Below are 17,813 nucleotides of genomic sequence, written 5' to 3'. Positions count from 1 at the left end.
ATTCCAATGACAAAGCACGATAATCTGATCGGCGGCAAATGGCTGCCTTCCAACACCTATTCCGAAAACCGCAATCCTTCGAACACCGATGATGTCGTCGGCCTTTATGCCCAGGGAAGCGTTGACGATGTCGATGCCGCCGTTGCGGCAGCGCGCAAGGCCGCGCCAGGCTGGGCGGCGGCAACGCCGCAGACCCGCCATGATCTGCTGGAAGCGGTTGGGCGAAAGTTGGCGGAACGGGCCGAAGAATATGGCGGCCTGCTGTCGCGCGAGGAAGGCAAGACGCTGGCGGAAGGCATCGGTGAAACCATGCGCGCCGCCCAGGTTTTCAAGTTCTTTGCCGGTGAAGCGTTGCGCGTGACCGGCGATATGCAGGCCTCCGTGCGGCCCGATATCGACGTTGAGGTTACGCGTGAGCCGGTCGGTGTGATCGGCCTGATCACCCCGTGGAACTTTCCCATCGCCATTCCCGCCTGGAAGGCAGCACCTGCGCTGGCCTATGGCAATTGCGTCGTTTTGAAACCGGCGGACCTGACGCCGGGCTGCGCTCATGTGATCGCAACGCTGCTGGATGAATGCGGCTGTCCGTCCGGTGTCTTCAACCTGGTCATGGGGCGCGGTTCTGTTGTTGGCGAGGCCATCGTCACCCATCCGGATGTCGATGCGGTTTCCTTCACCGGGTCCGTTGCCACGGGAAGCCATATTGCCGAAGTGTGCGGACGGCTTAAACGCAAGTGCCAGCTTGAAATGGGCGGCAAGAACCCGATGGTGGTGCTGGATGACGCCGATCTGGATGTCGCCGTTTCCACATGCCTGAACGGGACATTCTTTTCCACCGGCCAACGCTGCACCGCGTCCTCGCGCATGATCGTGCAGGCGGGCATTCACGATGCTTTCGTTGAGAAGCTGCAAACAGCGATGCTGGCCTTGAAGGTCGGGGATGCGCTTGATCCCGCTACCCAGATTGGACCGGTGGTCGACGAGAAACAGCTCTCTTCGAACCTTGCCTATGTGGACCTCGCCCGCAAGGAAGGCGCAAAGGTGATTGGCGGCGAGCGGCTCGAACTTGCCGTGCCCGGCTATTTTCAGGCCCCGGCACTGTTTCTCGAGACGACCAATTCCATGCGCATCAACCGGGAAGAGATTTTCGGTCCCTGCGGATCCGTCATCAAGGTGGCCGACTTCGAGGAAGCCATTACAGTTGCAAACGACACCGAATTCGGTCTGTCAGCCGGTATCTGCACCACAAGCCTGAAACATGCCCGCGACTTCAAGCGGCGTGCCAGGGCCGGTATGGTGATGGTCAACCTGCCGACCGCCGGTGTTGATTTTCACGTTCCCTTCGGCGGCACCAGGGGATCGTCTTTTGGGCCACGTGAACAGGGCCGCTACGCGGCGGAATTCTTCACCACGGTCAAGACCAGCTACCTGTTTGCAGGCTAGGAGAAGCACATTGGACAGCAAATCCGGCAAATGGCGCAACCGGTTTCTCGGGCTGTGCGATCACATCGCACAATGGTCTGAAGATCGCGACTTCAAGGTAGGCGCAGTCATTGTCGGACCTGGCCAGGAAATCCGCGCGACAGGTTACAACGGCCTGCCGCGCGGGGTCTCCGGAACGGACGAAACCCGTCTCGACCGCCCGAGCGGTGAAAAGTTCTTCTGGGTGGAACACGCCGAACGCAATGCGATCTACAACGCAGCCCGCGCCGATGTAGCGCTTGCCGGTTGCACCCTTTACGTCAACCGGTTTCCCTGTGCGGACTGCGCGAGAGCGATCATTCAAAGCGGGCTGTCCTGTGTGGAATGCCCGCCCAGACCATCGCATGACGGCAAGCTTGATCACAGTTTTGAGGTTTCCGAGCTCATGCTCAAGGAAGCTGGAATAAAGATGACGCTTGCTTAGCCGACTGCCGGCGGCTCCAGCTAAAACCGGGAGTTTTTTGGGTGAGCGGGCCGGTTTGGTGGTGGTCAGCCGCCCCGGCGGGCCGCATCGATGGCAGCCACGTCGATTTTCTTCATCTCCATCATTGCGCCAAAGGCGCGCTTTGCTTCGCCGCCACCGGCAGCCAGGGCTTCCATCAGCGTGCGCGGGGTGATCTGCCAGGAAATGCCCCATTTGTCCCTGCACCATCCGCAGGCGCTTTCCTCGCCGCCATTGTCGACAATGGCGTTCCAGTAACGGTCGGTTTCTTCCTGATCCTCGGTCGAAACCTGGAAAGAGAACGCTTCGCTGTGCTTGAATGTGGGGCCGCCGTTCAAGCCGAGACAAGGAATGCCCAGCACGGTAAATTCCACGGTCAGAACGTCGCCCTCTTTCCCGGAAGGATAGTCGCCAGGGGCGTGGTTGACGGCTTTCAGGGCACTGTCTGGAAAGGTTTCAGCGTAAAATCGTGCCGCGGCCTCGGCGTCTTTTTCGTACCAGAGGCAAATCGTGTTCTTTGCAATCGACATTGTTTCCAGTCCTGGAGTTATACCGTCGCCCCGGATGGCTCTACTCAAAGATCCAGAGGCGACATGACATTGTTTGCGGAAAAGCCCGCGTCAGCCCGTGCTGCGTTTCGCTTGTTCGGCGTCCGCCGTCTGCCAATGCTGCATGTGATCTGCCATGGCCTTCTTGAAAGCGGGGCGGGATGTTGCCCGTTCGACATAGGCTGCAAGATCCGGATGGGCATCAAGGGCCTCTTCGGCCGCGACCACGCGCAGCACTTCCACCATCGCGATGTCGGCGACGGAGAAGTCACCGGCGAGCCACTCCTTGTCGCCCAGAGCCTGCTGTAGCGCAGTCAGCTTGGTATCTATGTCTGCCTTGGCGTGAGCCCTGACGTCGGCTGCCGGAGGAGGGCCGAAGAATTCCGGGACCCGCTCGGCCAGGATCATGCTGACCCAGTGCATCACCGACAATTCAACCGTGTTCAGCGCGGCGAACAACCACTGCCAGATTTCCGCTTTCCGGTCGTCCGGCAGCAACGGGGTGCCTTCGCAAAGGTAGACAAGGATCGCTCCGCTTTCGAAAAGCGTCTGCTCACCGTCCTGGATTACGGGCACTTGCGTAAATGGCTGCAGCTTGCGGTGTTCGGCGCTCTTGGGGTGTGCGGGCACGGTCGCAACCTGGTAGCTGCGACCAATCTCCTCCAAGCCCCAGCGGACCCGTAGATCCCGCACGAACCCGCGTGGAAACTCCGGCAGCCAGTCGAAGGTGTAGAGGGTAAGGGTCATGCGGCTTTCTCCGAGTCGAAGAGCGGATCGAAGCCGGCCCACATCATCCGCATTCCGTCGAAAGGCATTGCGGACATGTCCATGTCGGCCATCCCCGCTTCCATTTCTTTGGCAGCGGCATCACATGTGGCACGGTCCGGCCAGGCAACCCAGCTGAAGACGGGCACTTCGGTGTCTTCCACCTTGGAGGCCCGGTAGAAATCGGTCTTCTGGCCGCGCGGTACATCCGTGCCCCAGTTTTCGATCATCCCGAGAGCGCCGAATTTCTCGAACATTTTCCAGCCTTCGTCCGCCATCTCGGCGTAGGCCTTCTTGTTCGTTTCGGGCACCGCCAGCAGAAACCCCTGATAATAGCCAGCATCGCTGTGTCTGCCTGCCTCATAGACAGGGGCAAATCCGCCGAAGATCATCCGGCTGCCATCGAACGGCATTTCCGGAATTTCCTTCATGGCAGGGTCGTTCTGCATCTTTTCCCAGGAAGCATCGGCAGCAGCCTTGTCCGGCCATTCGATCCAGGAAAACACGATTGCCTCGTCTTCCTTGGCGTCGACGGCGCCGTAGAAGTCCGTAACCTTGCCCTTCGGAACATCAACACCCCAGGTTTCGACCATGCGTGTGGCGCCGTAGGATTTGAACAGAGGCCAGGCAGCGGCGATGTGGTCGGCATATTTCTGCTTGTTTGCGGCCGGAACAGCCGCTACCGCACCTGTGAAATAGGACATGGCGATCATTTCCTCCTTTTTGTCGGGATGATGGGAACATCCCGGTTGCAGCATTATCGTGACAGCGTTAGTATGAAAAAACAACTGCCAGTATGAAAAAATGACCAAAGAGACAAAAACAACAACGCGCCTTCGTTATGACGAGGGGTGCCTGGCCGCCCACGCCCTGAACCTAATAGGCGACAGGTGGGCTCTGCTCGTTGTGCGCGAGCTTATGTTTTCCGCAAAACGCTTTCAGATGATCCGCGCCGGGTTGCCGGGCATAACTGCGAGTGTTCTGACCGGCCGTCTTGCACAGCTCGTAGAGGTCGATGTCATCGAACACGACGAGCGACTGGGGGTGTATTCCCTGACGGAGGCGGGCCAGGCTCTGCTGCCCGTGCTGGAATCGCTGTGCCGGTGGGCGTTGCTGGTACCCGGTCACGATCCGACGCGTTTCATCAGCCCGTCTGCCTTGATGATATCCATGGGTGTCAACGTCGTTCCGGAGGCTGCGGCGCAAAGAGACGCGCTTGCCGGGTTCGATTTCAAGGGCGAGGCATTCGAGATGCAGCTGATCTCCGGCAAGGTTCACACCAAGGCGGTTTCCCGTCCTGACGCGCCCTTTGTGCTTTCCGGCAACGGCAACCGGATGGCTTCAGCCGTTTATGGCTCAGTTCCGCTTGCGGATCTGATCGCCAAAGGCGTGGTCGAGGTGTCGGGAGATGTTCCCCTTGCTGCTGAATTCGTCTCGCGGTTCAAACTGCAACGAAAGACCTGAGTTGGCTGGACGGCTGCCCGTTGGTGCTGTCGCCCGTGCCAGCGCCTGTATCGGCTCCGGGGTTTGTAATAAAAATTTCATCGAACTGTAGCCTGCAATTCAAATTGCAAAACTAGAACGATGGCATGTCAAAACCTGTGCCATCCTCCGGTTTCCTGTCCGATCTCATCACCCGCAACGCCTCCCGGCTGACGGGGTCCGATACCCGTCTACTCGATGTGCTGGTCAAGGACCCGATCCGAGCCGCCATCGAAAACGGCAAGGAAGTGTCCCTTCGCGCGGGCGTGCATCCCGCCGCAGCGGTGCGTCTGGCCAAGCGGCTCGGCTTTGAAGGTTATCCGGAATTTCGAGCCTACCTGCAGGCAAATTTGGTTGAGGAAGGCAACGACTTCGAGAACCCGGCCGCCCGCATGGCGGCCCGGCTGGTGCGGGCGGAAGAAGGGCAAGTGCTGTCGTCCGTGCTCGACAGTGAAATTGCCGCCCTCGAGGCCTTGCGTACTGCGGTCCCCGACAGCGATATCCGCGCCTTCTCCGAAGCCCTGCGCGATGCCCGCAAGATCTTCATTTTCGGTCGCGGTCATGCCGCGAGCCTGTCCTCGCTGATTGCCCTGCGCTTGCAGCGCTCCGGCTATGATGCCGCCGACCTTGGCGACCGCACCCATCACTTTGCCGAGATGCTGAACAGGCTTTCACCGGACGATGTCGTCTGGCTGCTCGCCTTCCGCCGCCCTTCACAGCAAATCAGCGATGCAAACGGGATTGCGTCCATGCGCGGCGCGACAAGGTTGGCGCTGACGGACCTGCTCGCGGCCCGGTTCGACCCCGCGCCCGATCATCAGATCTGCGCCTCGCGCGGTGAGGCGGGCGAATCCCAGTCACTGGTCGTGCCGATGACCATTGCCAACGCGGTCATTCTCGATCTGGCCGGTATCGATGGCGGTAGATCGATCCGCTCCCTGGAGGAATTCAAGGCATTTCGTCAATCGCTACCGCCACGCTGGCGCAGATGAGTTCGCCAGCAAACCTGCCCCTTCCCGGAAGCGGGGCCGGACACGGAATTCGCTGAACAAACCAAAAAAGACCGCCGTTGGAACCGGCGGCAAAGTCTCGTGCGCAAACGGAAATAGTTCACTCTGACAAGGATGACTCCATGTTGAAGAATTTGAAGAAAGTGCTGTTGGCGGGCCTGATTGGCCTTTCTGGCAGCGTCAATGCCGCGCAGGCGGACGTCACGGTTGAATTTTGGCACAGCTTCGATGGCAGCGGCGGCGAAGCGCTTGGCGAGATCATCGAGAACTTTCAGGCTGCCAACCCTGATATCAAGATCGATGCCCAGTTCATCGGCAACTACAATGATATCGTCGCCAAGCTCCAGGCTGCCATCCCGGCGCGCCGGGCGCCGGACGCGGTGATCATGGAAGTTACTCGGTATGGTCTCTTCGCTGACCGCGGCGTGCTGTTGGATCTGACCGAAAAGGTCGACAACGACCCGCTAAAGGACGACCTGTTCGATTTCGCCCGCGAAGTCGGCGTCTTTGAAGGCAAGAACTACATTGTACCGTTCAACTCCTCCACGCCGGTGCTCTACTACAACAAGGAGATCTTCGAGCGGGCCGGCTTTGCCGAAGAGCCGGCGCTCAAGACTTACGACGATCTTCTGGCGGTATCCAAACAGATTACCGAGAAGCTGGGCGACGAAGGCATCACGGGCATTGCCGCACCGGGCCAGTTCGCACGCTGGGGTCTCATCATGGATAACGACAGTGACCTGATCGACAGCAAGACCGGCGAGATCCTGATCGACAGCCCGAACACGATCGAAGCCTATGAATGGATGGCCTCGCTGGTGCATGAGCACAAGGTTGCCTCTGCCGACGGCGTGACCAAGGAAAACAACGGCAGGGATGCCTTCCTGGCCGGCAAGGTCGGCATCATGTTGAATTCAACCGGCAACTACGGCCGCTCCAAGAAGGCGCTCGGCGATAACCTTGCCGTTCGTCCGATGCCTTGCAACAAGGTGTGCGCCGTGCCGATCGGTGGGGCAGGTATCGGCATTCTGTCGTCAGCCGACAAGGAAACCCAGGACGCCGCCTACAAGTTCATCAGCTTTGCCGCCTCACCTGAGTCCAACGCCACCTGGTTCTCCGGTACCGGCTACATGCCGATCAACAAGAATACCGCCAAACAGCCGCTGGCCGCCGCCGCCGTTCAGGACAAGCCCGGCATCACGGTTGCGATCGACCAGCTGGACTTCGCTCGTGGCCGTCCGCGCCCGCCGGTGGTCACCTGGATGCGCGCAACCGAATACGACATGTGGCAGGCCATGGCCCTTGGTCAGCGTGATGTCACGGAAACCTTGAAGGATTTTGCGGACCGCACCCGAAAGGAAGCCGAGCGCACCAACTGATCGCCCGATTTTCTTTCAACATCAGCACCGGGCTTCCAGAAGAAGCCCGGTGTCTCCGGAGCCCTTTCCGATGCTGTCCCGCCTGACACCCTATATTCTGGTGCTGCCGCTGATCTCCTTCATCGCGGTGTTCACCTACATTCCGATTGCAGCCAGTCTCAATCTCAGCTTCCGGGAATGGGATTTCCTGTCGCCGACGATGCCCCTTGTCGGTTTCGAAAACTACCGGCTGCTGTTCTCGTCCCACGAGTTCTGGAACTCGCTCAAGGTGACTGCGATCTTTGCCGTCATTTCCGTTCCGATCCGGCTTTGCCTTGCGCTTGTGGTTGCAAGTTACCTGGTCCGGGAGGCTCTGCCGTCCCGTATTCTGCGCGGCGCGCTGTTCCTGCCGTCTGTAACGTCCACCGTTTCCATCGCCGTGGTGTTTTCCTGGCTGTTTGCGACGGACTACGGCATGATCAATGCCTTCCTGCAAACTCTCGGCTTCGGCAAGGTTCCCTGGCTTCAGGACCCGCAGCTTGCACTCTGGGTGCTGATCATCGTCAACACCTGGAAGCAGCTCGGCTACGATATCGTCATCTACATCGCCGGGCTTCAGGCAATCCCGCAGGAACTTTATGATGCCGCCGCCGTCGATGGCGGCAGGAAAGGCCGCGTTTTCCGCCGTGTAACTGTTCCGCTGGTAATGCCGACAACCTATTTCCTGCTTGTCGTCTCGGTGATCGAGGCCTTTCAGGTGTTCACCGTCGTGGACGTCATGACCAAGGGTGGTCCGGCGGGGGCCACCGACATGCTGGTCAACATGCTCTACCGTGTCGGCTTCACGCTGTTCGATATCGGTCAGGGCTCTGCGCTAGCCGTTGTGCTCTTCGTGCTGTTGATGGCATTGGCCCTTTTCAAGGCACGGGTTCTGGGCCGGAGGGTGCATTATGAAGCCTGACAGCCGCATCCTCGCAGGGCTTGCACTGATTGCCGGCCTCCTGTTCCTGTCTCCGGCGCTCTATTCGGTCTTCATGTCGTTTCAGACGGTGGACGCCTATTACACTGGTAAGTTCGAGTTCACCCTGGAGAATTACGAACTGGCCATCGGGCAATACCATTTTGCCCGCTATCTGCTGAACAGCATCGTCGTATCGGGATTGGTCACGTTCATTGCCCTGACGGTGTCGACAATGGCCGCATTTGCCTTTGCCAGGTTTCGTTTTCCTGGCGGCAACCTGCTGTTTGCAGCCGTGGTGGCAACCCTGATGATCCCCAGCCATATCTCGCTGATCCCGAACTACCTGACCCTTGCAAAGGTGGGGCTGCTGGACACCTATGCAGGGCTCATTCTTCCGGCGATTTCCAACGGCTTCGCGGCTTTCTTTTTGCGGCAGTACATCCGCGGCATTCCGATCGCCCTGGATGAAGCGGCCTATATGGACGGAGCAACACCGCTCAAGGTGCTCTGGCGGGTGATCGTGCCGATTGCCCGCCCGGCCATATTCTCCATGGGGCTGTTCATCTTCATCACGGAATGGAACAGCTACATCTGGCCGCTGGTGGCAGTTGGTGATGAAGACCTCTACACGCTCCAGATCGGTCTTGCGCGTCTCTACCGGGTCAATCCGGGCGAAGACGTGGTCAATTGGCCGCTGGTGATGGCGGCGTCCACCATCACAATTCTTCCCGTCCTGCTCGGTTTCATATTCGTCGAACGGCACCTGGTGCGTGGCATCACCATGGGTGCGGTCAAGTAAATGGAAGTTTCAATGACACGTATTGCATCTCATCGCGGTGGCACCCTGGAGTTTGGCGACAGCACACCGGCAGGCTTCGAAGCCACTGCGCGGATGGCGCTTGAGGAGGTCGAATTCGACCTGCACCCGACGGCAGATGGCGCCATCATGGTCCACCACGATGCGACACTCGAGCGAACGACCGACAGATCCGGCGCGATCTGCGATCTGCGCGAGGCCGAGGTTCGCTCGGCAACGATCGATTACGGCGCGGGAGGCCATCCGCTGTCCCTCCAGGAGCTCTGCGCGATTTACCGGCGCAGTGCCGTTGGCTTCCGCTGCGAGATCAAGCCTGGTCCGGATCGCAGACCCTATGCCGACTTCGTTCCGAAGGTGGTCGCAATGCTTGCCGCAGAAGACATGCTGGAGCGTACGGTGTTTTCCTCCTTTCTGGTCGAAACACAGGACGAGCTGGCCAGGGCAACAGAGCGGCCAAGACTATGGCTTGTCAGCCCGCCGGTTCTTCAGCAACTGGGAACCGCAGGCACGCTCGAAGTGGCAAAGGCTCACGGGATCCCGGAAATCGGTGTTCATGTCGATTGCGTAGATGAAGAGTTGATGACTGCTGTCGAGAATGCCGGACTTCAGTTCGGCTGCTGGGCAGCACATACCTGTGCGCAGATCGAAAAGGCCCTTCGGCTCGGTGTGAAGGTTTTTACCACCGACCGGCCCAGCCTTGCGATCGCGATCCGGAACCGCTGGCAGGGAGAGGAGCGGTCATGAGCGGGATAGAACTGACAGATATCCGTAAATCCTATCCCGGCGGGCCGGAAGTTCTGCATGGCGTTTCGCTGGACATGCAAGCCGGGGAATTCATCGTGATCGTCGGCCCGTCGGGTTGCGGAAAATCCACGCTGCTACGCCTCATCGCCGGCCTGGAGAAATGCGATCAGGGCGATATCCGCATCGGTGGCAAACGCGTCAATGACGTTGCGCCGCAGGATCGGGACATTGCAATGATCTTCCAGAATTACGCCCTCTATCCGCATATGAACGTGCGCCAGAACATCGCCTTTGGTCTGGAGTTGCGCGGCGTCGCCAAATCGGAGCGCAACGCCCGGGCAGAGGACGTGGCCAGAACGTTGAAGCTTGATCCTTATCTCGACCGAAAGCCAGGCGCCCTGTCCGGCGGCCAGCGTCAGCGGGTCGCGATGGGCCGGGCCATGGCGCGCAACAGTTCCATCTTCCTGATGGACGAGCCGCTGTCCAATCTGGATAACGCCCTGCGGGTTGCCATGCGCTCGGAAATCAAGGAACTCCACAGGCAACTGGGGGCGACTGTCGTTTACGTAACCCACGATCAGGGTGAAGCCCTTTCCCTGGCGGATCGGATCGCCGTCCTGAAAGATGGAGATCTTCTGCAGTTCGACTCGCCCGGCACAATCTACGACCGGCCGGCGAACCGCTTCGTCGCCGGGTTCCTCGGAATGCTGCCGACAAATTTTCTGCCCATTGAAACCTTGCCCTTCTGGTCCGGCAGAACAGGCCTCACCGTCGGCATGCGGCCGGAGCATATGAAGGTACACACCTCGTCACCGGACGTTCCCGCAATCCCCGCACGGATTGTCTTTTCGGAGATGACCGGTGCCAATCTGGTCTTGCATTGTGAAAGCGACGTCGGCAGGTTGATCGTGACCGCCCCGCGGCATGACATGACCTCCGGAGGCGAAACCGTCTGGATCGGCTATGACACCGATCAGGCCATCTACTTCGATGCAGCAAGTGAAAGCCGGGTGGAAATGGCTTGAGCGGTACGGCGTCTTTTGAAGCCGGCTGAACCGGCAATCAGAAGCCCTGCAACAGGGTGTCCAGCGCGCGGGTAATTTCCGCAAAGTTCTCGTCGAGGCTACCGATCGGGTCTCCCAACTGGGAAACCGCTACGGCGGCGAGGAATTGGGTCGCCATGACGTATTCCTCGCCCTCCCAGCCGAATATCGGGTTCAGGTAGGCCGCGGGTGCCGGTGCGCGAGACCTGGGCAAAAGCGGCACGACGACGCGTGTGTTGAGGCTTTCCAGAAGGTCCGCCTGCACATCCAGCACCAGAACGCTGTCCGGTTTCAGCCGGTAGAGCTGATTTCTGGCCATTAAAACAGGCGTCTCGCTTCAAGCGGCAGGCCGTGTTCGTCGACAAAGTCGTTGGAGCTGTTCAGGGCTGCCCTGTTTTCCAGTTTCCACCGTTCCGCACGGGCTTGTGAAACCGCGCGCCGGATACCTTCTTCGGCTGCCTGGGAAATATTCACGCCCAGTTCCTTCGCCGAACCGACCAGCGTCATATCAATTGTCAAATTGGTCGCTTTGCGTGCGTGAACGCGTGCCATCGTGTTTCCAAACCATTCATACCCGGTATCCGGATAATAGCGGCATGCTTACGCATTTTCAATGCGCATTATAAATGCGCATTATCAAACTGAGAGACTGATGGCCTCGAGAAAGACCTGTCCAGTACGAAGCGCCCGTATTGTCCGGGCAGACGAGTATCCTTTCACGAAGGGACACCGCGAAGGGGACAAGGCCAGTGAGCGGCAAGAGTTTCCCTTGGACAGGTCTTTCTCGATTGATCGGAAGTGTCAGTTCAACTCCATCTCCGTAACGGGAACAGCCTGCGCAGGTCCGGAGCGCGTAACCACAGGCCACCCCACATGAACAGGCCCAGATAAAGACTGAACAGCACATGGCTGAACAGGGGGGACCCGGCCCGGATCTGGGTTGCCATGGCACCGCCGAGCAAGCCCATCATCAAGATTGCTCCTAACACGCTGGTGCGCGGAATGAGGTAAAGAACAAGGCAGGCCAGTTCGATCAAGCCAATCGGAAATGCGTACCCCGCAGGCCAGCCAAGTTCGGCCAGCGTGTCTTCGGCAACCGGCAGATGGAGCAGCTTCGGCGCAATGGAAGCGCCCAACATGAATAGGGCGAAAAGGCCCGTCAGAATGCGACCTGCCCAAAGCATGGTGGTCCCGTTACTCATTTCGCGCTCCATCAGATAGACTTGGCAAGTTCTTCAAGCTGCTCTGCAGCCTTGCCCCAGCCTTCGTGAAACCCCATCCGTTCGTGTTCTTCCCTGGCTTCCTTCGTCCAATGAAGAGCCTGAGCGTGGTAACGGGTCCTGCCACCCCCCAGATCTTCAAAGGTTACCTCAGCCACCATGAAGGGGCGGCCGGTTGGTTTCCAGCCGGGATGGAATGCGTCGGTGGTGACCAGACGTTCGTTTGGAACGACTTCCAGAAAGACACCGGTATTTGGGAATTCCTCGCCGTTTGGACCATGCATGCGACAGGAAAACTCGCCGCCAGGACGCAGATCGATACGGGCATCGGAGACATACCAGGGCTTGGGACAGAACCACTTTTCAAGCAGTTTCGGCTCTGTCCAGCAACGCCAGAGTTTTTCTCGCGGAGCATCCAGGTCAAGGATCAGTTCGAGTGCATGCTGTTGTTCTGACATCTGATTTCGTCCATTGCGCTGTTGTTGATAGCTCAAGGACGAATGAAGGAGGGCACGTGCGACAAATGAGTTCAGTTTTTTTCAAGGCCTGTCATCTGGTCGAGCTGTTGGCGAATATGAGCGGCTTCCGCAACCGTCCCGGCAAGTGAAATGGCCTGATCAAATGCGCAGCGTGCCTCGCTTGTCCGCCCCAATTGCTTGAGCAGCGCCCCACGCGCGCCATGATAATAGAAATATTCGCGAAGTTTGACTGCGAGCGGTTCGATCATCTGCAACGCAGCTGCGGCCCCTTCCGTTTTCGACACCGCAACGGCACGGTTGAGTGTGACAACGGGAGATGGCGAGCGACGCTCGAGTGCGGCGTAAAGCTGTTCGATCTCTTTCCAGTCGGTGTCTTCCGGTGTCGCGGCACGCGCATGCAGAGCAGCGATTGCCGCCTGTATCTGATAGGGCCCCGGTCCGCGGCGGAGCATCGCCTTGTCTATGAGGACAAGGGCTTCGGCTATCATGGGCCGGTTCCATCGTGATCTGTCCTGATCTTCCAGGAGGACCAACAGGCCGTTTGCGTCAACTCGCGTCTCTTGACGGGAATGCTGCAACAGCATGAGCGCAAGCAGTCCCATGAGTTCCGGGTCGGAGGGAAACATCCGCAGCAGCAGCCTGGCCAGGCGAATACCCTCGTGGCACAGCCCCGAGCGCTCGCCAGCCGGATCAGGGTCGCTGTAGCCTTCGCTAAAGACGAGATAAATCATCGCGGATACAGCCGCCAGCCGGTTTGCCCGCTCTGCCTGATCCGGTGTCTCGAACGGCACGCCAGCGTCGGCTATCGTCGCCTTTGCACGGGTGATCCGCTGCCGCATCGCGTGTTCGCCGACCAGAAATGCCCGGGCGATGTCACCAACCGGAATGCCGGATACGATGCGCAATGCAAGCGCGATCTGCTGGGTTGCCGGCAGATCCGGATGACAGCAGATAAACAGGAGGCGCAGGATGTCATCACGGTAGTCTGCCGTATCGAGCCGTTCAACCAGGTCCGGTTCGGCATCCTCCACGTTCGACAGAACGTCTTCGGGGGGCAGGCCGGAGGTCCTTGCCTCTCGTTTCAGCACGTCCAGCGTCAGATTGCGGCCGACGGTGATCAGCCATCCTTCCACGTTTCGCGGCGGTCCGTTGTCCGGCCAGTTTTTCAAGGCGCGCAGGCAGGCTTCCTGAAAGGCTTCTTCGGCCAGATCCAGATCACGAAAATACCGGAGCAATGCGGCCATCACCCGTGGCCGCGAGGCAGTCAATTTGCTGTCAATCCATGTGAGATCAGGCGGTTGCATTGTCGGTGTCAGTCGTGGTTCCCGGGTGGAAGCTCTTGACCGGCCTCAGTTCATAGGCTCCACCGGGGTTGGCTTCGGTAAGGTCTCTGGCAAAGTCCAGGGCCTGTTGCTGATCCTCAACCTCGACCAGATAAAAGCCGAGCAGCTGTTCCTTGGTCTCCGCATAGGGGCCATCGGTAACGAGATTTTCCTTCTTGTGGAGGGTAGAGGCCGTATTGGTGGGCATGAGGCGGGCAGCCAGCTCATACTGATCAGCCCACTTCTCGTGGACGACCTGCAGCCGTTTCATGACAGCAGCGTCTTCCTCGGCACTCCACGCGGAGGTGACCTCTTCATCATTATAGCAAAGCAGCATGTACAACATGAAAAACGGTTCCATAGTTACAAGGACGGATCTGACATTCGAATTGCGACATTACGGATAGTTTTTTGGCAATAGCAGTAAGGCTGTTCGGCCTTTCAGCTCTTGCGACCGCTTCCCGGTCCTTCCAGAGCCTTCGTCAACTTCCCCAACAATGCCGAAAGCGTGCTCTGTTCCTCATCTGTGAGGCAGTCGATCAATCGGGCTTCGTGAGCCATGTCTTCCTTGAAAGCGGACCGGATGAGGTCCATCCCCTTCTTGGATAGGCGGACGGGAGAGCTCCGGCCGTCTGCAAGGTCCTTTGGCCTTTCGATCAATCCGGCCCTTTCCAGGCGTGCCAGAATGCCGGTTAGCCCTCCTGACGTAAGCATCAGGGAATTGAACAGTTCCGTGGGGCGAAGCTGGTAAGGTGATCCGGAGCGCAGCAGCGTCGACAGCACGTCGAATTCCCGGCTATCGAGGCCGTGTCTTGTGAAAATGTCCTCGATGCCCGGCCGGGCCAAATGGGTAATCACCCGCGCGCGGCCAAGGATTGCCATGCCGCGCGTATCAACCTCCGGCAACTCCAGCTCCCATTGCCGGCGTCGGCGTTCAACGTGATCCGTATCGTTTTTGCTCATTCTCGATTTTATCTTGCGTGCGAGACAATTCAGTTTATCTTTCGCGCAAGATAAATCAACCCGGCGACGTCAGGTGCTTGGTCTCGGGCGTCGCATGCATCACGAGAGGAGAGTGCGGTGGCTGAAAAAGATCAGGTCGCCAAGGTGAAAGGGCCGGCGTCGTACTTTCCGTCTATCGAAAAGAAATACGGCAAGCCTATCGGCGAGTGGCAAGCTCTCGTGCGCGCCCAGGCCGGAAAGAAGCACATGGAAATTGTCGACTTTCTGAAAACAGAGCACGGGCTTGGGCACGGACATGCAAATGCGATCGTCGCGGCCACGCTCTCTGAAGACAAGAAGTGATCGATTGCTTGAGCGGTGATGGGCCTGTTTTCAAGTGCGCGCCGCTAAAGATGAGATCGCCTCCACCACCCGGGATGTCGCCAGCGGAGCGACAGGCAAAAGCCGGTCAGTCTTCACCGATTTGTTTGTTTGCTGGTTGTGCTTCTCACGCATTTTAAGTGCCATGCGGAAACAGGTAAGACTTTAGCGTTTAAGAGGCGGTTTGAAGATATATTGCCAGTCGAATTCTCCGGTTAAATATTTGTCTGGAGAAGTGTTTGGTCATAATCAAAACCTACATGAAAAAAAGCAATAAAACTGAGATGATTTCGACTGTAATTGCATTAAATATGTTCGTCCTTATCGAGTGTTGCTTTTAGTGGAAGCTTTTGTATTTAGAATAAAAAGAAGAAATTGCGGCGATGATATCTGTGCGATTAGATATAATGATTTATGTCACTGATTTTTTCCCCGGTGTAGACTAATTGCCCTAAAATGTTGGCTGGAATTTAAAACCCATTGATCCTTTTTAGCCGAGTCATGACCTGAAATTCCTTTACGTAATCAATAGAGCTGGTCATGGTCCTTCGGGAGACGTTCAATGTCCAAGCATTTGCGTTACTTATTTTTTATAGGTCCCAGGGACAAATTGCCGAAACCCTTGGAAAATTCATTGGTTCGGGAGCTGCCGGGTCTCGTTGTGCAGGTTTCAACTGACTGGGATGTGCTGGTTGAAAAGGCCGAACAGGAAGGGATTTTGCCTTCTCTGATCCTGGTTGATGAAGCCTTTGGCGCCACGAATGCTGATTTGTTGCAAGTGTTCCAGGACACGTATCCCAATGCCATCCTGTGTCTAACCTTTAACGGTGAGTACACGTCCAGGTTGCACATTCGAAAATGTCTGAAAACCGGTATCATCAATAACGTTATACCCATGAACCTCCGGCTGGATCTTTGGCTCTATGCGATCCAGATCATGCTGCATGGTGGCTCCTACATGCCGCCGGATCTTGTCGAACTTCTCGAGATCGACAGGAGCATGCAGCTGGAAAAGGCGCGCAAGGCGACTGCTGCCAGCGGCGTGTCCGGGGTGCACATCGTAAGTTCGCTGACACCCCGAGAGCGGGAAGTGTTGGAGTTGATCGCACGAGGGCAGCAAAACAAGCATATTGCCGCAAACCTCTCGCTGTCGGAGCACACGATCAAACTTCACATTCACCACATCATTTCGAAGATGGGCGTATCAAACAGGACTGAAGCAGCTGCCGCATATCTTCAGATACATCGATCCGCCGGTGGTAACGTTTAGGTCGAAATTCGAAAACTCTGCCAACGACCGGGAATTGTCCAATCTGCTGGATGTAAATTGGCTGAAACAAGTCTATGGGCGTTGTCGAGGTGCTGGTGTGAAGACTATTGAAAATTATATCTGTCGTTATCGTAATTTCATTTAGATACAACTTGCCTCATGCTGCGTTGTCCCGTCGCTTTGAGCGCGCGGTCGTGGTGTCCGTCACGCCTCTTTGTTTCATTGGTCCTTTTTCAGGACGCTCCTGACGGGCTTTGCCGCTTCGAACCCGGTCAGGCCGGGGCGGCCAGTCTTGCTAGCCGCTCATCGCGGAAGGAGACAAGGCGCCTTGCGTTTTCATCCCACAGGACCAGCTTCACGCAGCCAAGGCTTTGACGCAAAGTAAGTCGGCTGACATTGCGCAGTTCCGGATGTTCCTTGAGGACTTCAGATAGCCGGTAGAAGGGAATTTTGGGAGACAGGTGGTGCACGTGGTGGATACCGATATTCCCGGAGAACCAGCGCAACAGGGGCGGCAGGTCGTAGTGTGAACTGCCTTCAAGCGCGGCATGTTGGAAATCCCAGTCACTTTCTTCAGACCAATGGGTCTCTTCGAACTGGTGCTGGATATAGAAGAGCCAAACGCCGGCGCTGGCTGCCATCAGAGTGATCGGGACCTGCACAAGGAAAAACGTGCTTGCGCCGACCAGCCAGATCATGAGTGCAAACGGTGCCGCGATCCCGAGATTTGTGGCAATTGTCGACACCCAGGGCTGCATTCCGGCGCGCATCAGGCCATAGGGAAGCCGGTATTGGGCGACGAATAGCCATGCCGGTCCCAGGCCGAACATGACGACCGGATGCCGATAGAGCCAGTAGCGCAGGCGGCCCCAGCGGGACAGGGCTCTGTATTCGCGCACGGTCAGTGTATCGATGTCACCGACGCCGCGGCGGTCGAGGTTCCCGGCAGAGGCATGGTGGATGGCGTGAGTTCGGCGCCAGTAATCGTAAGGGGTAAAGGTAAGTACCCCGATGACCCGGCCGATCCAGTCGTTCATGCTGCGCCGGGCGTACAAGTTCCCATGGCCGCAATCGTGCTGCAGGATGAAAAGCCGGACCAGAAACCCTGCCGCCGGGACCGTCAGGATTAATCCGAACCAGTAGCCGTGTAAGACGAGTGTCGCGGTAATTCCCCACAGTGCAATGAAGGGGAGGACCGTGATCGCAATCTCGAAACTGCTGCGGCGCGCACTGATGTTCCGGAATTTGGCAAGAGCTGCGATCCAGGACCGGTTCTGGCGATCAGCAGTCGAATTTTCAGAGCCGTGGCGGAGCTCGGCCGCGGTATTATTAGAGGTTACGGTCATTCATGCGGCCTTCCACGCAGTATTCCGGAGTTTGATCGTTTCTCCAGGAATGACGTCCGTGGATATCGAGCAGCTATTAAACCGACGTTGCCGGTCAAGTTGGTCTGCAGGTTTTCTGCCGCATCTACAATCATATTTTTGCATTTACGGAAAACTATTCAGAAAAATCGACGGAAGATCCGCCGATTATCAAATTCATTT

Annotated in this window: 22 protein-coding genes; 11 read left to right on the top strand and 11 right to left on the bottom strand. The window is 57.7% G+C overall.

What is annotated here, in order from left to right:
* Positions 1-6 precede the first annotated feature (6 nt).
* The gene (locus ACVDG9_RS26985) at positions 7-1,443 is read left to right on the top strand and encodes an aldehyde dehydrogenase family protein (protein WP_447239459.1); all 1,437 of its coding nucleotides are present in this window, start codon (positions 7-9) and stop codon (positions 1,441-1,443) included.
* Positions 1,444-1,453: 10 nt separating this feature from the next.
* Complete coding sequence (locus ACVDG9_RS26980) at positions 1,454-1,906, top strand: deoxycytidylate deaminase (RefSeq protein WP_447239458.1); 453 nt, start codon at positions 1,454-1,456, stop codon at positions 1,904-1,906.
* Positions 1,907-1,971: 65 nt separating this feature from the next.
* Here the strand turns inward: ACVDG9_RS26980 and ACVDG9_RS26975 are convergent, their stop codons facing one another.
* The 3 genes from ACVDG9_RS26975 to ACVDG9_RS26965 form a co-directional block, all read right to left on the bottom strand.
* The gene (locus ACVDG9_RS26975; RefSeq protein WP_152512486.1) at positions 1,972-2,448 is read right to left on the bottom strand and encodes a VOC family protein; all 477 of its coding nucleotides are present in this window, start codon (positions 2,446-2,448) and stop codon (positions 1,972-1,974) included.
* Positions 2,449-2,544: 96 nt separating this feature from the next.
* On the bottom strand, positions 2,545-3,219 hold the full coding sequence (locus ACVDG9_RS26970) for a glutathione S-transferase family protein (protein WP_447239457.1): 675 nt from the start codon (positions 3,217-3,219) through the stop codon (positions 2,545-2,547).
* On the bottom strand, positions 3,216-3,941 hold the full coding sequence (locus ACVDG9_RS26965; RefSeq protein ID WP_031269504.1) for a DUF1428 domain-containing protein: 726 nt from the start codon (positions 3,939-3,941) through the stop codon (positions 3,216-3,218). Before ACVDG9_RS26965 ends, ACVDG9_RS26970 begins: the two co-directional genes overlap by 4 nt.
* Positions 3,942-4,041: 100 nt before the next feature.
* Here ACVDG9_RS26965 and ACVDG9_RS26960 point away from each other — a divergent pair, with 100 nt between their 5' ends.
* The 7 genes from ACVDG9_RS26960 (at position 4,042) to ACVDG9_RS26930 (ending at position 10,634) form a co-directional block, all read left to right on the top strand.
* Complete coding sequence (locus ACVDG9_RS26960) at positions 4,042-4,701, top strand: HxlR-like winged helix-turn-helix transcriptional regulator (protein ID WP_447239456.1); 660 nt, start codon at positions 4,042-4,044, stop codon at positions 4,699-4,701.
* 125 nt (positions 4,702-4,826) lie between these two features.
* Complete coding sequence (locus ACVDG9_RS26955) at positions 4,827-5,711, top strand: MurR/RpiR family transcriptional regulator (protein WP_023001396.1); 885 nt, start codon at positions 4,827-4,829, stop codon at positions 5,709-5,711.
* 140 nt (positions 5,712-5,851) lie between these two features.
* Positions 5,852-7,108: an ABC transporter substrate-binding protein gene (locus ACVDG9_RS26950; protein ID WP_447239455.1), complete on the top strand. Its 1,257-nt coding sequence runs from the start codon at positions 5,852-5,854 to the stop codon at positions 7,106-7,108.
* Positions 7,109-7,178: 70 nt separating this feature from the next.
* Complete coding sequence (locus tag ACVDG9_RS26945) at positions 7,179-8,048, top strand: carbohydrate ABC transporter permease (protein WP_023001394.1); 870 nt, start codon at positions 7,179-7,181, stop codon at positions 8,046-8,048.
* On the top strand, positions 8,038-8,847 hold the full coding sequence (locus ACVDG9_RS26940) for a carbohydrate ABC transporter permease (RefSeq protein ID WP_023001393.1): 810 nt from the start codon (positions 8,038-8,040) through the stop codon (positions 8,845-8,847). Before ACVDG9_RS26945 ends, ACVDG9_RS26940 begins: the two co-directional genes overlap by 11 nt.
* A 12-nt stretch (positions 8,848-8,859) precedes the next feature.
* The gene (locus ACVDG9_RS26935; protein ID WP_447239454.1) at positions 8,860-9,609 is read left to right on the top strand and encodes a glycerophosphodiester phosphodiesterase family protein; all 750 of its coding nucleotides are present in this window, start codon (positions 8,860-8,862) and stop codon (positions 9,607-9,609) included.
* On the top strand, positions 9,606-10,634 hold the full coding sequence (locus tag ACVDG9_RS26930; RefSeq protein WP_447239453.1) for an ABC transporter ATP-binding protein: 1,029 nt from the start codon (positions 9,606-9,608) through the stop codon (positions 10,632-10,634). Before ACVDG9_RS26935 ends, ACVDG9_RS26930 begins: the two co-directional genes overlap by 4 nt.
* A gap of 37 nt (positions 10,635-10,671) precedes the next feature.
* On the opposite strand, the gene ACVDG9_RS26925 is transcribed toward ACVDG9_RS26930, so the two are convergent.
* The 7 genes from ACVDG9_RS26925 to ACVDG9_RS26895 all read right to left on the bottom strand — a co-directional run bounded on the left by ACVDG9_RS26925 (position 10,672) and on the right by ACVDG9_RS26895 (position 14,636).
* Positions 10,672-10,971, bottom strand: a complete 300-nt coding sequence (locus ACVDG9_RS26925) for a CcdB family protein (protein WP_447239452.1) — start codon at positions 10,969-10,971, stop codon at positions 10,672-10,674.
* Positions 10,971-11,204 carry a type II toxin-antitoxin system CcdA family antitoxin gene (locus tag ACVDG9_RS26920; protein ID WP_152507871.1) on the bottom strand — a complete coding sequence of 78 codons (234 nt, stop codon included), beginning with the start codon at positions 11,202-11,204 and terminating at the stop codon, positions 10,971-10,973. The genes ACVDG9_RS26925 and ACVDG9_RS26920 overlap by 1 nt, the downstream gene beginning before the upstream one ends.
* Positions 11,205-11,458: 254 nt before the next feature.
* The gene (locus ACVDG9_RS26915) at positions 11,459-11,854 is read right to left on the bottom strand and encodes a DoxX family protein (protein ID WP_447239451.1); all 396 of its coding nucleotides are present in this window, start codon (positions 11,852-11,854) and stop codon (positions 11,459-11,461) included.
* An 11-nt stretch (positions 11,855-11,865) separates the two neighbouring features.
* Entirely contained in the window at positions 11,866-12,330 is a 465-nt protein-coding gene (locus ACVDG9_RS26910) for an SRPBCC family protein (protein ID WP_152507872.1), read from the bottom strand.
* A gap of 71 nt (positions 12,331-12,401) precedes the next feature.
* Positions 12,402-13,655, bottom strand: coding sequence for an RNA polymerase sigma factor (locus tag ACVDG9_RS26905; RefSeq protein WP_447239450.1), 1,254 nt, complete (start codon positions 13,653-13,655; stop codon positions 12,402-12,404).
* Complete coding sequence (locus tag ACVDG9_RS26900) at positions 13,642-14,019, bottom strand: YciI family protein (protein ID WP_075283453.1); 378 nt, start codon at positions 14,017-14,019, stop codon at positions 13,642-13,644. The genes ACVDG9_RS26905 and ACVDG9_RS26900 overlap by 14 nt, the downstream gene beginning before the upstream one ends.
* A gap of 95 nt (positions 14,020-14,114) precedes the next feature.
* Positions 14,115-14,636 (bottom strand): MarR family winged helix-turn-helix transcriptional regulator, encoded by a 522-nt coding sequence (locus ACVDG9_RS26895; protein WP_447239449.1) that lies wholly within the window; start codon positions 14,634-14,636, stop codon positions 14,115-14,117.
* A gap of 117 nt (positions 14,637-14,753) precedes the next feature.
* Here ACVDG9_RS26895 and ACVDG9_RS26890 point away from each other — a divergent pair, with 117 nt between their 5' ends.
* Both ACVDG9_RS26890 and ACVDG9_RS26885 read left to right on the top strand, forming a co-directional pair.
* Positions 14,754-14,978, top strand: a complete 225-nt coding sequence (locus ACVDG9_RS26890; protein WP_023001383.1) for a DUF4287 domain-containing protein — start codon at positions 14,754-14,756, stop codon at positions 14,976-14,978.
* Positions 14,979-15,558: 580 nt separating this feature from the next.
* Positions 15,559-16,266: a response regulator transcription factor gene (locus ACVDG9_RS26885; protein ID WP_370198312.1), complete on the top strand. Its 708-nt coding sequence runs from the start codon at positions 15,559-15,561 to the stop codon at positions 16,264-16,266.
* 272 nt (positions 16,267-16,538) lie between these two features.
* On the opposite strand, the gene ACVDG9_RS26880 is transcribed toward ACVDG9_RS26885, so the two are convergent.
* A complete protein-coding gene (locus ACVDG9_RS26880) occupies positions 16,539-17,612 on the bottom strand; it encodes a fatty acid desaturase (RefSeq protein ID WP_447239448.1) in 1,074 nt (357 codons plus the stop codon).
* Between the last annotated feature and the right edge of the window lie 201 nt (positions 17,613-17,813).

It is taken from the genome of Roseibium sp. RP-7, from assembly GCF_053005225.1.
This window is presented reverse-complemented; position numbering and strand designations above follow the sequence as displayed.